The following is a 15,845-nucleotide window of genomic DNA, read 5'->3' on the forward strand; positions in this document are numbered from 1 at the left end:
AGAAGGCGATAAGAATATTGTAAGCTTCTCCGATAGAGGTTATTTTGAAGTGAAAATTTTAGTTTTGGATAACTAGGGAAGTAGTCATTAGATTATTAGGCAACTTATTACAAAAAATATCATAAAATATGGAGTGAGAAAAAAAATCAGCAGGAAAAAAATGGCTAGCGGAAATTCTTCTGGGAATCATTAAAAATTGTATTATCGGATCAGAGTCTATCAATAATAATATTAATCACCAATGATAATAAAAAGTTTATTATTGATCTCAAACTAGAAGAACTAGTTGAATTATCAAAGTAATTCAAGATGATATTGTATATTTTACTAATGGATTAAAAATCAATCAAGTGTTTTTATAGAAAAGGAAATTACAATAACTTGGGAAAATGGTTTCAAAATTTAAATATTTGTTTAAAGGAGTAAATGATTAAAAAGTGGTTTCATATTTTTTTAAAAATTGGAAAAATGAATAGAAGTCTATTACTAGTATCATATTTGAATAAATATAGGTTAAGATTTAAAATTATAGTTGATCAATGTTAATTTTTATTTAATTTGTCCAACCACTAATTGTCATGGATTTAGATTTAAAGTGATTCGAATGTTTTGACTAGATATTTTTTTATTTGATATATCTTGTAAAATATTTTAGCTATTAAAATGTAACATCAGTATTAAGTAAAGTTTAAAATTTTTTAGTTTCGACGATAGTAACCTTTTTAATTTTTTCGAGATCTTTTAGCCTATGTAAGGCTTTATTTACTTTTAGCTTAAAGTATTAAACACGCATTGATATTATTTTAAAGTATGGTAAATAGAAACTTTACTTATACAAATATCTTTTTATTGGTAACTTGATATTAATATTTTTCATAAAGGGCATAAGGAGCTACTATTATATGAAAATTTCTAGAGTATCATCTGTTTTTTAAAAGCTAAAATAAGACAGAAAACAATAGGAAAGCAAGAGGAAATTTTAATAAAATATATTTTTTTGTAAGCATTATTATTAGTTAGCTTTGCCCTTTTTAAAAAAAAGTATTTTGAGAAAGGTTCATGTTTTAATTTTTTTGTGTTTGTTATTAAAGATTCATTCTATTAATGCACAGATGGAGTTTAAATTCAATGCTTTAACGGGAGTTTTTTTAATTCCGAATGTAGGGTTGGAAGTTCAATTAACAGAAAAGAGTAGTGCTCAACTTGATGTATTAGCTTCTTTCTGGGATTCATTTAACGGAAGTCCTCTTCATATAACCCAAATTTTTCCCGAGTATAGAAGGTACTTTAAATCGAATATGAAAGGCTTTTTTATTGGAGGACATATAGGAGTTGGAATGTTCACATTAAAAAAGTATGGTAAAGCAAAGTATACTTATCAGTCAGGGCGTAATACTTACTTTGGGTTTACAGTAGGTTATAAACTAGATATTGGTAAAAACTGGGGACTAGAGTTTTTTGTCGGCGGGGGTAGCCAACAAGCTAATTATCGAGGATATGATAGTAATGGACAACGTGTTGATAGTAAAGATGAAATTAGACCTCGTCCTTTTAATTTGAGTGGTGAATTAATTCCTTATAGAGGAGGTATTATGGTTGTTTACCGAATTCCTTTATTTAAAAATGAAAAGAAATAATTTTAAATTTAAAATAGTCATACAAGATTGAAAATTGATGATTTTACATTTAGAAGTATCAATTTTTTATTGTACTACAAGACTGTTAAAACAATATTATTTAAATTAATATTTAATTGATACAGGATAAAGATCATTTAAAAGGAATAAATTTTAATGCAGTTCCATTGATACAATGACGTTTTCCTGTTGTCTTTTTAGGCCCGTCATTAAATAAGTGACCTAGATGCCCCCCACAGGAATTACATTTTAATTCTGTTCTTGCATAGCCAACTTTATAGTCAACATCAGTTTCAATACTACCGCTGATTTCTCTATCAAAAGAAGGCCATCCAGATTCAGAATTATATTTGTGTTCAGATTTATATAAAGGTGTTTTGCAAGCAGCGCAAACATAGGTACCTTTTTGATAATTATTATCTAATGAACTACTAAAAGGGCGCTCTGTACCAGATTCTCTCAATATATGGTATTGTTTTTCTGTGAGAATTTTTTTCCATTGGTCATTTGATTTAGATATTTTATATTCTTTTATCTGAGCAACAGATAATGAAGAGAATAAAGAAATAAGTAGGATAGTTAATAATTTACGTTTTTTAATTACCATGGATGAAATTTAATTTATTTGTTCGTTTTTATAAAGTCAATAATCCTTGAAGTTACTTTTTGATTCCTGAGTATTTTAGTGTGCCCCAATCCTTCAGTGATTAAAATTTTACCTTGTTTCAAGCTTTGACGAATTTTAAATGCAGAACTTACAAGGACATCATTATCCATACTGTCGTGAATAACTAATGTTGGAATAGATATGTTTTTAGAAACAATACTAGATGAATGATCATCAATATTTTTATGCCATTTTGTATCGAATGTTTTCTTTATTTTTTTAGAAATTACTTCTTTTAATTCCATACTATCAGTGAATCTTCGGATAACTTCTGATATTTTATCTGGAGCTCCTATAGTAATAATTTTCTTTACAGAAAAGCCTTCAGCTATAGAATTATACAAACACATTCCACCGAAAGAATGCCCAATGGCCACATCAAAAGGACCAAATTGTAAATTGATCTCTTTTATTGCTTCAATAAATTCAGGCATTGAAGTAGAGTTTCCAGATGAATTACCATGAGCAGGACCACTAAAAGAAATATACATGTATCCATTCTCTAAAAGCCTGTCTGCAGTTAAAAAAAGTTGAGTACTTCTACCTGACCATCCATGCACAAAAAGAACTTTTTTTTTCGAGTATCCATATTGTAAAACTTCAATTGTTTTACCTATGCTAGAGATGGTTAAGCTAGTTTTTTGAGCGCTTTTATAAAGCATTTTTTCTCTTTCAGTAGGAGGGAATTTAGCAGGTGTAACAAATAATTTTGCAGCAAATTTAGTAACCATTGATTTTGAAAAAAATTGTATTACTTTTCCTATTAGAATTATTTTTTTAGGTATTTCAATACTTCTTTGAAGTAATTTTTTTTGGTTAATATCCATTAAAACTTTTTATTAAGAATTGTATTTTGTAAAATTAATTAAATAAATAATTATTTGTTTTGTGACATGAAGTGTATTTTTGTGTCCAACGTTTAATAATATGAAAAAATACGGAAGCATGAAAAAAATAATAGTTTTATCATTCATTAGCATTTTTTTAATTCAATGTAGTACAGTACCCATTACAGGAAGAAAAAGATTAAATATGGTAAGTGACTCACAGGTTTTACCAGCTAGTTTTGCTCAGTATGAAGGGTTTTTAAAAGAAAATAAACTATCGAAAGATGTTTCTAAATCAACACAAATAAAAAGGGTTGGAAAAAGAATTTCAGAGGCTGTTGATAAATTCATGAGAGTTAATGGAATGCAGGCAGAGGCAAATTCTTATAAATGGGAGTTCAATCTTGTTGAGGATAAAACTGTTAATGCTTGGTGTTTACCTGGAGGGAAGGTAGTTTTTTATACTGGAATAATGCCTATATGTGCAAATGAAGATGGAGTTGCGGCTGTAATGGGACACGAGGTTGCTCATGCTTTTGCAAAACATGGTCAAGAACGTATGTCTACCGGTCAATTACAACAAATTGGAGGTGTAGCTGTAGCATTAGGGACAAGAAATAGTGAAAATGCGGCTTTATGGAACACTGCCTACGGAATAGGAAGCCAAGTAGGGGTAATGTTACCGTTTAGTAGAACTCACGAAACAGAGGCAGATAAATTAGGGTTAGTTTTTATGTTGATGGCAGGCTATAATGGTAATGAAGCAGCTGAAGTATGGGTGAGAATGAGCCAACGAGCAGGAAAAAAATCACCTCCTGAATTTATGAGTACGCATCCCTCGAATGAAACAAGAATTCAAACCCTAAGATCATATTTACCTGAAGCACGTCAATTGGCTTCAAAATATAATGTATCTGCTAAAAAATAAGTTATATTTTATATTATATTGCGAACCGTTCTAATAATAGAGCGGTTTTTTATTCTACTATGCATAAAATTGGAAGTAAAAAAATAATAAAGAGTTGGGCTTTTTATGACTGGGCCAATTCAGTTTATTCTCTAGTTATTAGTACATCTATTTTTCCTTTGTACTACGGAGCAATAACAGAAAATAAGATAGTAAACTTTTTAGGAGTTAAATGGGAACATCCAGAGGCTCTTTATAATTATGCTTTGTCTTTTTCATTTTTAGTAGTCGCTTTTATCTCTCCTATACTTTCCGGAATAGCTGATTATACAGGAAATAAGAAACAGTTTCTTAAGTTTTTTTGTTGGATCGGATCCTTGTCTGTAATGAGTTTATATTTTTTTGAAGACACAGATTCAATATCAATCGGTATTTGGTTTACCATTTTAGCAAGTATCGGCTTCTGGGCGAGCTTGGTTTTTTATAATGCATATTTACCTGAAGTAGCACTACCAGAACAACAAGATAGAGCAAGTGCAAAGGGGTTTATATTCGGATACGTGGGGTCAGTTATTCTTTTACTAATATGTTTGGGGATGATTTTATATCAAGAAAACAATGAAGATAAATTGACAATGATGCGTTATTCATTTGTTATTGTTGGAATTTGGTGGGTAGGTTTCGCTCATCTTACCTTTCGAAGGTTACCCAATAATATTTATAATAAGAAACCAGATAATGATTATATATGGAAAGGTTTTCGTGAACTTAAAGTTGTGTTTTTTGAATTAAAAAATTATGCTTCTCTAAGAAAATTTTTAGTTTCATTTTTTTTATTGAGTATTGGAGTTCAAACAATAATATTGACATCAACTATTTTTGGTTCAAAAGAATTAGGCTTGGATTCAACAAGTATGATAATCACTGTTTTGTTAGTTCAAATCGTAGCTATTTTTGGTGCATTTCTTTTTTCTAGAATTTCTGAAAAATTCGGTAACATTCGTGCTTTAAAAATAACACTAGCGGTTTGGACTTTAGTTTGTTTTTGCGCTTTTTTACTTGATAAAAATCAAAAAAATGTAGATGTTTATTTCTTTGGATTGGGGGGGTTGTTAGGGTTTGTATTAGGAGCTATTCAATCGTTGACAAGGTCTACTTATTCAAAATTATTACCAGATACTCAAGAACATGCGATTTACTTTAGCTTTTATGATGTAACAGAAAAAATAGCTATTGTCTTGGGTACTTTTGTATATGGGCTATTGTACGCTATTACGAGTTCTATGCAATGGAGTGTTCTGTGTTTAGCAATTTTCTTTTTAATATCTTTTGTGATCTTAAGTACTTTAAAAAAAACCAAATATGTAGCGTAGCTACTTTTTTTTCACTGATTTAATGTAAGCTTTGGGAGAAACACCAACATGCTTTTTGAATACGGTAGCAAAATATTGAGAAGAATTGTACCCTAAGTCATAAGCTATTTTCGTTACTAGGGTATCGGTTTTTTTCATCATTTCTTTTGCGTATTGTATTTTTATGCGGCTTATGTACGTATTCGGTGGAGTCCCAAAGTTTTGCTTAAACCAAATTTTAAAATATGCAGTGGATAAAGAAAAAAGAGTAGCTAGCTCGTCTACATAAATTTGTCTGTGTATATTTTTTTTTATGTAGTTTTCTATTTCATTTAATTTTTGAGTGTGGTCTTTAAACTCTTTTTTATTACTTTCAATAAAGGTTTGTATCAAAAGTTGAATAATTAAATTTTTAATACATATTTTATTAAAATCGTTGTACTCTCCCTCTAAGTATTCTAATATTTTTTTTAAAATAGGTTTTAAATTGAATGCTCCTTTAAAAATTTTTCTTTCTCTAGATCTTAATTTTTTTATTAAGTGTTTAGATTCATCTTTTGATAAATAGCATAAATTATCATTTTCACATAATTTTATTTGTAACCAAAACAGTTCACCAATGTTTTCAGGATAAGAACCTGATCCATGTGGAATGTTAGGAGGGACAATAAGAAAATCATTGCCACTTAACTTAAAAAGTTCTTGTTCTATTTCATAGAATTGTTCACCTTTTAAGTAATAACATATTTCTATAGAATCGTTATGCTTATGTATTTCTAGGTTAGGTTCAGCTATATGATAGTTATAATATCCAAAGTCTAAGCAACCATTGATACCAATTTTCTCAAGATCAAAAACTTTTCTTTTGTTATTAGGATGATACATTTAAATATATTAGGGGATTTCTTAATAGTTATAGTAGGAAGCATAATTAAAGAAAAGCAACTTAAAATTAATGTTTTTTTATAAAAAAATATAATTAAAATGAAATTTTGTTTTTTTTAATTTTTTATTTGCCCTTTTTAAAATAATTCTAATAAGTGTAATATAATAGCAGATAACAATATTAATAGAAAATTAATTATTTAATTATTTTATTTGTATTAAAATAGAAAAGACTGTTTTCAAAGTTTACAAAAAAATATAAATATTAGGTGAAGGGGATACCTTGTTTATTGGGTAAATTCAAATTGTTAAAAAGCAATAAGAATTTACCCTTTTTCTGTTAATGACTGTTTTATAGTTGTTCAGGTTGGTTGTTAAGGTGCCAGGAGTATTTCTTTATTTCGTCCATAAAAATAATTTTAGAAAGAATGAAAAAATTAGTTAAAACCAGCTTAGCTTATTGTTTAATATGAAAAATAAATAATGTTAAATTGTATTTCTATTGTTCTCCATCAAGTTTAATGCTAAAATTAATGGGTAGTTTTAGACCTATTGTTTTACCTTCTTCTATGGTTATTCCAAAATCTAATTTCGGTAAATTTTCAATTATTTTAACACTCTCTTTTATGAAAATTTCATGCGGACCTTCTGCTGTCACATCGACAGTTTTTCCCTCATGGTTAACTCTAAATCTTACTATAGTTTCAACTTGTTCACCGCCTTTGTAACCAATTGATTTAGCTAGACTATCAATTTTAGAACTATCATAGCTGTTAATAGCATTGGAGATAACTTCTTCATAATTTCCTTGGCAAATTGCAAAATGAGACACTAATAAAAGTAAGAAAGTTAAGAACTTTTTCATGGGATTAATTTAAGATTATACAGGATGGTAAATATAGCGTAAACTGCTGAGAAAACAAGAAGTATTTTTGATTTAAACAGTTACTGTTGTTCAATATTTTAATAATGCTTTATCTCTTTTTTGATTTTCAAAAAAGGGAATTAATTGACAAAATAGACTTTAATATAATCATTAAATTCTACTTTTTTAAAAAAACTATTTTTGTTGCAAGCATTAATAAATTTCGAATTAAAAATTACGATTTTTGAACAAATTCAAAATATTATTTCTGATAAATTGTTTATGTTAACGAGCATATTGATGCTAACAAATATTTTGAAAAGTTAAATTATTTTAATGTTACTCTAAATTTAGTTTATTATTTCAAGTAAAAATAATTATTTTGTTCTTTGTACTAATTCTAGTTGTTCAACCTTTGCCTCCGTGGTAAAAAAGCCATAATTTACAAAGATTTTGCTTTTTTCTATTTTATCAATAGTTCCTACAGCATTGCCATCAACTAATCTTACTTTATCACCTACCTTAAATATATACTCAGCCTTGGCTTTAGCAATTTTTTCTGCTTCAACTCTCTTTTCCTCTCTGACTTTGACTACTTTTTTGAGGACTTCTTGTTCTACCTTTTTAATTGCTTCATTTTGCTTTTTTTGAGCTATTAAGTCTTGCTTTTTTTCATTTTTTGTCTTCTTTTTTAGAGGATTTTTCTTTAAGAATTTAGTCTTTTCCGTAGTCACCCATTTAAAAAAGTTTGTTGAAAGCTCTTTTTTGTTATTAGTTTGAAAGTATTTGTTTAGTAATTCATTAACAGATCTTCCTAGTGACAGCATACGTTGATTATTGTCATACAATTCTTGAAAGCCTTCAAGTTTTTCACGAATTTTTTGTTCTCTATTCTGAAGATTTTCTATGTGTTCTTGTTCCTTAGTTTTTTGTTTTTCAAGTGTATCAGATGTTTTTTGCAGTCTATTCCTTTCTTTTTGAAGTTTAGAAATAGTTTTATCTAAACGAATTTTTTCATTTTCAACACGCTTTTTTGCTCGGTTGATTAAACTAAAGGGTATCCCATTTTTTTGAGCGACTTCAAAAGTAAAGGAACTACCTGCTTGTCCTATTAAAAGTTTATATGTAGGTTCTAATGTTTTTTCATTAAACTGCATATTAGCATTAGTTACATTATTTAATTCATTAGCTAAAACTTTTAAATTGGCGTAATGTGTCGTAATGATACCAAAGGCTTTTTTATCATAAAATTCTTCCAAGAATATTTCGGCCAAGGCGCCACCTAATTCAGGATCAGAACCAGTTCCAAATTCATCTATTAAAAAAAGAGTATTATCATTACATTTTCTTAAAAAATATCTCATGTTTTTTAAGCGGTAGCTATATGTACTTAATTGATTTTCAATTGATTGATTGTCTCCAATATCAGTTAAGATTGTATTGAATATAGATGTTTCACTGCGCTCGTGAACAGGTATTAATAACCCACTTTGGAGCATCAATTGCAAGAGACCTATCGTTTTTAAAGTAATACTTTTACCTCCTGCATTTGGACCAGAAATTACAATAATCTGTTGTCTGTCACTTAACTCAATGGTTTGGGGAATGGTTGTAATATTGTTTTTTTTATTTTTTCTCCATAAAATAGGATGATAAGCGTTTTTAAGATAAATTTTTCTATTATTTTGTATTTTAGGAAGTATAGCTTTGATTTCAAAAGCATATTTTGCTTTGGCTCCAACTGTATCCATATGTACTAAATATTTCAAATAACTTTCTAATAATGGAACATAAGGTCTTATTAAATCAGAAATTATTCGTAGTATTTTTATAATTTCTTGTTTTTCCTCATCTAATAAATTCTGAAGTTCCCTACTATAAGTCAATGTAGCTTGTGGAGCAATATATACTATATTTCCTGATTTTGAAGACCCTAGAAGGCTTCCTGAAACTTTTCTTCGATGCATTGCGAGAACTGCTAACACTCTTTGATTATCTATAATTGTTTCTTTTATGTCATCAAGGTAGCCGTTAGAAATATTTTTACTTAATGCCCTAGAAAAACTTTCTGAAATTTTTCCTCTTACATTGTTAATTTCTTTTCTTATTCTTTTTAGGTCTGTTGAAGCATTATCTTTGATTTCTCCATAAGTGGTTATCTTTTGAGTTATACTATCAATAATAAATGTAGTGTGTTCAATTGAGCTACTCAATTCATTAAGTTTAGGGTAGTACTCTCTAAATTTATGAAAAAAATGCTTTAGTTCATTTACAGTTGCTGACGTAGTTGCTATTTTTAGATAGCTATCAATTTCTAAAAAATTATTTTCGATACTTAATTTTTTAGTAAATTCAGTTATGTTGTCAAAGTAATGATTTGGTATTCTATTTTCATTAACAAAAGAACTTACATACTCGTTTACTAGGTGTAATTCAAAGTATAATAAACGCGGTTTTGAGATAGGTTTTATTTGTCTAACTACATTCTTACTCAATTCTGATGAACAGAATTCCGTCACTTGTTCTAAAACAGTATTAAACTCTAGGTCCTGTATTGTTTTCGTTATAACTTGTTGATTCAAAAAATATTTTATTTAGAAAACAAATCTATAAATTCTTTTTTGTCGATATAAAAAAGTTTGAAGCTTTTTTTAGTTGTTTTGATGTCTTTAAAAAATTAAAAATAAACTTGTTTTAAAAGATTAATAACAGAAAGTAAACTAAATTATTTTCTAACATGATAATTTTATATTGAAATTATTTTATCACTTATCTTTGAATTTTTAATATATTTTATGCAGATAAAAATTGAAGATAGTTGGAAGAAAATATTGAGTGAGGAACTAGATAAAAAATATTTTAAAGATTTGATTTCCTTTGTAAAGGAAGAATACAAAACTGAAGTTTGTTATCCAAAAGAAAAAGATGTCTTTGCTGCTTTCAATCAGTGTTCTTTTGAAAGTTTGAAAGTAGTTATCTTAGGTCAAGATCCTTATCATGGACAAAATCAAGCAAACGGACTTTGTTTTTCTGTTCATGAAGGTATTACTCATCCACCTTCGTTAGCCAATATTTTTAAAGAAGTAGGCAAAGATTTGGGAGGTCCGTATCCATTATCTGGTGATCTATCCCGATGGTCAAAACAGGGTGTTTTATTATTAAATTCAATTTTAACTGTTAGAGCAGGAAGCCCGGGAAGTCATCAGAACAGGGGGTGGGAATTGTTTACCGATGCTGTTATTTCAAAAATTTCAAAATATAAGGAAGATGTAGTTTTTTTATTATGGGGTGGTTATGCTAAAAAAAAGGGGGTAAAAATAGATAAAAAAAAGCATACTGTTTTGACATCAGGTCATCCTTCACCTCTGAGTGCTAATAGAGGATATTGGTTTGGAAATAAACATTTTTCTATGACCAATGAGATATTACAAGCTAAAGCTAAAACAATTATAAATTGGTAATGATATAAGCTAATAATGATATTAACTTTCCTAAATCTAATGTTTTTTATATCTACTTTTTAAACATAGTTTTAGCGTTACTAATCATTTAAAACGAATGAATATTTAGTAAAATCTTTCATAAAAAAGAAAAACGCGATTTATAAACCGCGTTTTTCTTTTTTATGAAAAAAATATTTTCTGAGTCATTAATAAAAAGCTATTCCTTGGTTTACTTATTATATAACACCCAAGTTCCTTGTTCTAATAGAGGAATTGCTTGTTTAAATTTTATAGTTTTTTCTTCACCACTCATAACATTTTTTATTGTTACTCGCTCATTCCTCCCGATTTTAGGCTGTTCTCTTATTACAGTTTCTATTACCTGTTGTTCCTGAGTTTGTTGGTTTCTTGCGCTGTTTATTGCCTGTTGTGTTGAATTTTGCACTTCGTCTTTACGAAGATCTAATTTTTCTCTTACTTGCTCTTTCGCTTCAGATATTTGAGATTCATCTTGATTAGGAAGCTTTCCTTTAAATAAGAATGAAAGTACTTCTTTGTTTATTTTATCTAAAGTTTGTTCAAATACTTTGAAAGCCTCAAATTTATAGATCAACAATGGGTCTTTTTGTTCGATATGAGCTGTGCTTTGAATAGAATGTTTAAGCTCATCTAATTTTCTGAGATGATCTTTCCAATTCTCATCAATGATGGCTAGCGTAATGTTTTTTTCGAAATCATTTACCAAAGATTTTCCTTCTGATTCGTAAGCTTCTTTAAGATTTGTAACAACTTGAAGTGTCTTAGTTCCATCAGTAAAGGGAACCACAATACGTTCGTAACGATCTCCTTCATTTTCAAATACATTTTTGATTACAGGGAATGCTAGAGAAGCATTTCTTTCTGAATCATTTCGGTAGTGCTCAGAAACAAGATTATATAATTTTCCGATTAATTCGTCTTCTTGCATTGAGTTAAATTCTTCTTCAGAAAAAGGAGAAGTCATTGAAGAGAATCTAATAAGTTCAAATTCAAAATTTTGATAATTTTTTACTGACTTGTTTGTTGTTACAATAGAATCACAAGTGTCATAAATCATATTTGCGACATCGATTTCTAGTCGTTTTCCATCAAGAGCATGACGACGTCGTTTATAAATAAATTCACGTTGAGAGTTCATTACATCATCATATTCTAGAAGACGTTTACGAATTCCAAAATTATTTTCTTCTACTTTCTTTTGAGCTCTCTCTATTGATTTGGATATCATTGAGTGTTGGATAACTTCTCCCTCTTTTAATCCCATTCTATCCATCATTTTAGCAATTCTTTCAGAACCAAAAAGACGCATTAGATTGTCATCAAGAGCCACATAGAATTGAGAAGAACCCACATCACCTTGACGCCCTGCACGTCCTCTTAACTGGCGGTCAACACGTCGCGAGTCATGACGTTCTGTTCCAATAATAGCTAAACCTCCAGCTGCTTTCACTTCGTTCGATAATTTAATATCTGTACCACGACCAGCCATATTAGTCGCTATTGTAACTTGACCTGGTTTTCCTGCTTCAGCCACAACATCCGCTTCTTTCTTATGAAGTTTAGCGTTTAAAATGTTGTGAGGTATTTTTCGAATTTTAAGCATCCTACCCAGTAATTCTGAGATTTCAACAGAAGTAGTTCCAACTAGTACAGGTCTTCCTGCATCAACTAGCTTCACAATGTCTTCAATAACAGCATTATATTTTTCACGAGTTGTTTTATATACCAAGTCTTGCTTATCGTCTCTCGCAATAGGTCTATTAGTAGGTATTTCAACTACATCTAACTTATAGATTTCCCAAAATTCACCAGCTTCAGTAATGGCAGTACCAGTCATACCTGATAATTTACGGTACATTCTGAAATAATTTTGAAGTGTTACAGTAGCAAAGGTTTGTGTAGCATCTTCAATTTTGACATTTTCTTTAGCTTCTATAGCTTGATGTAATCCATCAGAGTAACGGCGACCATCCATAATCCGTCCTGTTTGCTCATCAACAATCATTACTTTATTATCCATAACAACATACTCAATATCCTTTTCAAAGACAGTATATGCCTTTAATAATTGATTCATTGTATGGATTCGTTCGCTTTTAACACTAAAATCTTGATAAAGCTCTTCCTTTAAGTTCCCTTTTTCTTCTGGAGAAATATTTTTTTTATCAATTTCGCCTATTTTAACACTTATATCAGGTAATACAAAAAATTGTTTCTCGTTTGTTATTTCAGACAAATAAGCAATTCCTTTATCGGTTAAATCAATTTGATTATTTTTTTCTTCAATGGTAAAATAGAGTTCAGCATCAACTTCTGGCATTAACTTATTATTGTCTTGCATGTAGAAGTTTTCTGTTTTTTGCAATATTTGCTTTACCCCTTCTTGTGATAAAAATTTAATTAAAGCCTTGTTTTTGGGTAATCCTCTATATACACGTAATAATTGGAATCCACCTTCTTTTAGGTCTCCTTCTTTAATTAGTTTTTTAGCTTCGGCTAATACACCTATAAGGTATTTACTTTGAAGTGATACTAAATCCGAAACTAGGGGTTTTAATTCATTAAATTCATGACGATCTCCTTGTGGAACTGGACCTGAAATAATTAAAGGCGTTCGAGCATCATCAATTAAAACAGAGTCTACTTCGTCAATAATAGCGTAGTTTGGAGCACGTTGAACCAGATCTTCTTTTGAACTAGCCATGTTGTCACGCAAATAATCGAAACCAAATTCATTATTTGTTCCATAAGTAATATCGGCATTGTAGGCTTTTCTTCTATTTTCTGAATTTGGTTGATGGTAATCAATACAGTCTGTACTTAAACCATGAAATTCAAAAATAGGAGCCATCCATGCACGATCTCTTTTTGCAAGATAATCATTCACAGTTACTACATGTACTCCTTTTCCTGTTAATGCATTCAAGTATATTGGTAATGTAGAAACCAGTGTTTTTCCTTCTCCTGTCATCATCTCAGCAATTTTTCCTCCATGCAGTACAGAACCGCCTATAAGTTGTACATCGTAATGTACCATATCCCAAACAACTGATTTTCCAGCAGCATCCCAAGAGTTTTTCCAGGAAGCTTGATCATTTTTCAAAATTATATGATCTCTTGTTGCTGATAACTCTCTATCAAAAGATGTTGCAGTAACAGTGATTTCTGTATTTTCAGTAAAACGTTTAGCGGTTTCTTTTACAACAGCAAAAGCTTCGGCCATTATGTCTTGTAAAATAATTTCAGAGGCTTCATAAGCCTCGTCTTTTAATTTATCTATTTCAATATATATTTCCTCTTGCCTATCAATATCTGCATCTAAAACTTCTTTTTCTAAAATAATAATTTTATCATTTATTGGTTTAGTAGCCTCTGAAATTTTTGCCTTAAAATTAAGTGTTTTTGCCCTTAGTTCATCGTTAGAGATGGTGCTTAATTCACTTTCAAAAAACTTAACTTTATTTATGATAGGCTGTAAAATTTTTAAGTCTTTTTGTTGTTTGTCCCCAACAAATATTTTTATTATTGAATCTAAAATACTCATTTTGTATGCTGTTATTTTCTGTTTTAACTAGTCTGTGTTGTTAACGTAATTAAATTTTATTCCGTATGTTAAAAATAAGCAAAAAAAAAGCCTCTGAAATGAGACTTTTGTATGTTATTTGCTTAATATTCATCTTCATTCCAAAGATAATCTTCTTCGGAAGGATAATCAGGCCATATTTCTACAATAGAATCGTAAGCCTCTCCTTCGTCTTCTATATCCTGAAGATTTTCTACAACTTCTAAAGGCGCACCTGTACGAATTGCATAATCAATTAGTTCGTCTTTTGTTGCTGGCCAAGGCGCATCCGCTAAATAAGATGCTAATTCAAGTGTCCAATACATTTCTTTATCGGTTTTTTTGATTTTCGCAAAAATAATTTTTTTTTCTAAAAAGTCAAGTTTTTTTTAAAAAAACTGTTCTATTAATAAAAGAACTTAATTAGAGCTTTTCAGGAATCCATTTAACTTCCTCAGCCCCTAGGTCTTTTGACAATTTTCGTGCCAATACAAAAAGATAGTCAGAAAGTCTGTTTAAGTACTTTAAAATGCTGTCATGAATGTTTTCCTCGTCATTTAATGCAACCGTTAAGCGTTCTGATCGTCTACAGACGCATCTTGCTATATGACAAAATGACACGATTTTGTTTCCTCCAGGGAGTATAAAATGAGTCATTGGCGTCAGGTAATTATTCATTTCATCAATTCTATTTTCTAAAAAGGTTATTGAGGTTTCATTTATTTTAGAAATATTTAAACGTTCTTTTCCATTTTTTAGTTTTTTCATTTCATTGGGTGTCGCAAGCATGGCACCAAGTGTAAACAAATCAGTTTGAATTCTTACGAGCTCTTTTTTCAAATTTTGTGTTGTTTGTATATCCTTTATCAACCCAATGTAAGAGTTTAATTCATCAATAGTTCCGTAGCAGTCTATTCTAAGATGATGTTTTGGAACACGAGTCCCACCGAAAAGAGCGGTGGTTCCTTTGTCTCCCGTTTTTGTGTATATTTTCATTATTTTTTTAAGTATTTATTTGAAAAATTAACTTTTAATGATTTCGAAGTGTAGCGTCATAGAGTTATTCTGTTTTTTAACACTTTAGGTTAACTTCTTTTAATTTATCAAGAATGAATTCAGGGCAGCGAGTTGGTTTCATAGTCGTAGCATTTACAAATACCAAAATAGTATTTCCTGTACATAAAATTTCATTTTCTTTATTTGTAATTTCATAATCAAATTCTATTTTTACTGAAGGTATTTTTTTTATGTAAGTGTTAATTGTGATAATTTCATCGTAAAAGGCAGATTTTTTAAAATTAGCTTGTAATGAAACAACAGGTAACATTATTCCACTTTTTTCTAACTGTTTATAACTTGTTCCTAGATTCCTTAACCACTCTGTACGACCTACTTCAAAAAAGTGAGCGTAATTACCATGATGAACGACTCCCATTTGATCTGTTTCACCATATCTTATCCTTATTTTTGTTGAATTTTTTTGCAAAATAATTTGTATCTGTTCTTTTATAACATTACGTAAAAAAAAAATAATAATCAATAGCTATTTGGTTTTTTTTTACTGAATTTTATTCACACTTTTGTCACTCAAAGATGTGATTTTAGAGTCCCCTATAATCTGAATAATTTTTAATAAAGAAATTAATCCTTTTTTCACCAAT

Annotated in this window: 13 protein-coding genes; 4 read left to right on the top strand and 9 right to left on the bottom strand. The window is 29.4% G+C overall.

Features of this window, described 5'->3' with window-relative positions:
• The first annotated feature begins 1,079 nt into the window (after window positions 1-1,079).
• On the top strand, window positions 1,080-1,637 hold the full coding sequence (locus AC2GW8_RS15240; protein ID WP_440880738.1) for a DUF3575 domain-containing protein: 558 nt from the start codon (window positions 1,080-1,082) through the stop codon (window positions 1,635-1,637).
• Between the two features lie 133 nt (window positions 1,638-1,770).
• Here AC2GW8_RS15240 and msrB read toward each other — a convergent pair whose 3' ends face one another.
• Together msrB and AC2GW8_RS15250 are read right to left on the bottom strand one after the other, a co-directional pair.
• Window positions 1,771-2,244: a peptide-methionine (R)-S-oxide reductase MsrB gene (gene msrB, locus AC2GW8_RS15245; RefSeq protein WP_440880739.1), complete on the bottom strand. Its 474-nt coding sequence runs from the start codon at window positions 2,242-2,244 to the stop codon at window positions 1,771-1,773.
• Window positions 2,245-2,258: 14 nt separating this feature from the next.
• Complete coding sequence (locus tag AC2GW8_RS15250) at window positions 2,259-3,131, bottom strand: alpha/beta fold hydrolase (RefSeq protein WP_440880740.1); 873 nt, start codon at window positions 3,129-3,131, stop codon at window positions 2,259-2,261.
• Between the two features lie 118 nt (window positions 3,132-3,249).
• Between AC2GW8_RS15250 and AC2GW8_RS15255 the strand changes: the two genes are divergently transcribed.
• Window positions 3,250-4,059, top strand: a complete 810-nt coding sequence (locus AC2GW8_RS15255) for a M48 family metallopeptidase (protein ID WP_440880741.1) — start codon at window positions 3,250-3,252, stop codon at window positions 4,057-4,059.
• A 59-nt stretch (window positions 4,060-4,118) separates the two neighbouring features.
• Window positions 4,119-5,411 carry an MFS transporter gene (locus AC2GW8_RS15260; RefSeq protein ID WP_440880742.1) on the top strand — a complete coding sequence of 431 codons (1,293 nt, stop codon included), beginning with the start codon at window positions 4,119-4,121 and terminating at the stop codon, window positions 5,409-5,411.
• Here AC2GW8_RS15260 and AC2GW8_RS15265 read toward each other — a convergent pair whose 3' ends face one another.
• From AC2GW8_RS15265 to AC2GW8_RS15275, 3 genes are all read right to left on the bottom strand, one after another.
• Window positions 5,412-6,275 (bottom strand): helix-turn-helix domain-containing protein, encoded by an 864-nt coding sequence (locus tag AC2GW8_RS15265; protein WP_440880743.1) that lies wholly within the window; start codon window positions 6,273-6,275, stop codon window positions 5,412-5,414.
• A 499-nt stretch (window positions 6,276-6,774) separates the two neighbouring features.
• A complete protein-coding gene (locus AC2GW8_RS15270; RefSeq protein WP_440880744.1) occupies window positions 6,775-7,140 on the bottom strand; it encodes a hypothetical protein in 366 nt (121 codons plus the stop codon).
• Between the two features lie 377 nt (window positions 7,141-7,517).
• A complete protein-coding gene (locus AC2GW8_RS15275) occupies window positions 7,518-9,722 on the bottom strand; it encodes an endonuclease MutS2 (RefSeq protein ID WP_440880745.1) in 2,205 nt (734 codons plus the stop codon).
• Between the two features lie 213 nt (window positions 9,723-9,935).
• Here AC2GW8_RS15275 and ung point away from each other — a divergent pair, with 213 nt between their 5' ends.
• Window positions 9,936-10,601: a uracil-DNA glycosylase gene (gene ung / locus AC2GW8_RS15280; RefSeq protein WP_440880746.1), complete on the top strand. Its 666-nt coding sequence runs from the start codon at window positions 9,936-9,938 to the stop codon at window positions 10,599-10,601.
• Between the two features lie 211 nt (window positions 10,602-10,812).
• Here the strand turns inward: ung and secA are convergent, their stop codons facing one another.
• From secA to AC2GW8_RS15300, 4 genes are all read right to left on the bottom strand, one after another.
• Complete coding sequence (gene secA, locus AC2GW8_RS15285) at window positions 10,813-14,166, bottom strand: preprotein translocase subunit SecA (RefSeq protein ID WP_440880747.1); 3,354 nt, start codon at window positions 14,164-14,166, stop codon at window positions 10,813-10,815.
• A 122-nt stretch (window positions 14,167-14,288) separates the two neighbouring features.
• Complete coding sequence (locus AC2GW8_RS15290) at window positions 14,289-14,510, bottom strand: DUF2795 domain-containing protein (RefSeq protein WP_093668347.1); 222 nt, start codon at window positions 14,508-14,510, stop codon at window positions 14,289-14,291.
• A gap of 97 nt (window positions 14,511-14,607) precedes the next feature.
• Window positions 14,608-15,180, bottom strand: a complete 573-nt coding sequence (locus tag AC2GW8_RS15295) for a cob(I)yrinic acid a,c-diamide adenosyltransferase (protein ID WP_440880748.1) — start codon at window positions 15,178-15,180, stop codon at window positions 14,608-14,610.
• Between the two features lie 76 nt (window positions 15,181-15,256).
• Window positions 15,257-15,670: an acyl-CoA thioesterase gene (locus AC2GW8_RS15300; protein ID WP_440880749.1), complete on the bottom strand. Its 414-nt coding sequence runs from the start codon at window positions 15,668-15,670 to the stop codon at window positions 15,257-15,259.
• Between the last annotated feature and the right edge of the window lie 175 nt (window positions 15,671-15,845).

Source organism: Tenacibaculum profundi, from assembly GCF_057162725.1.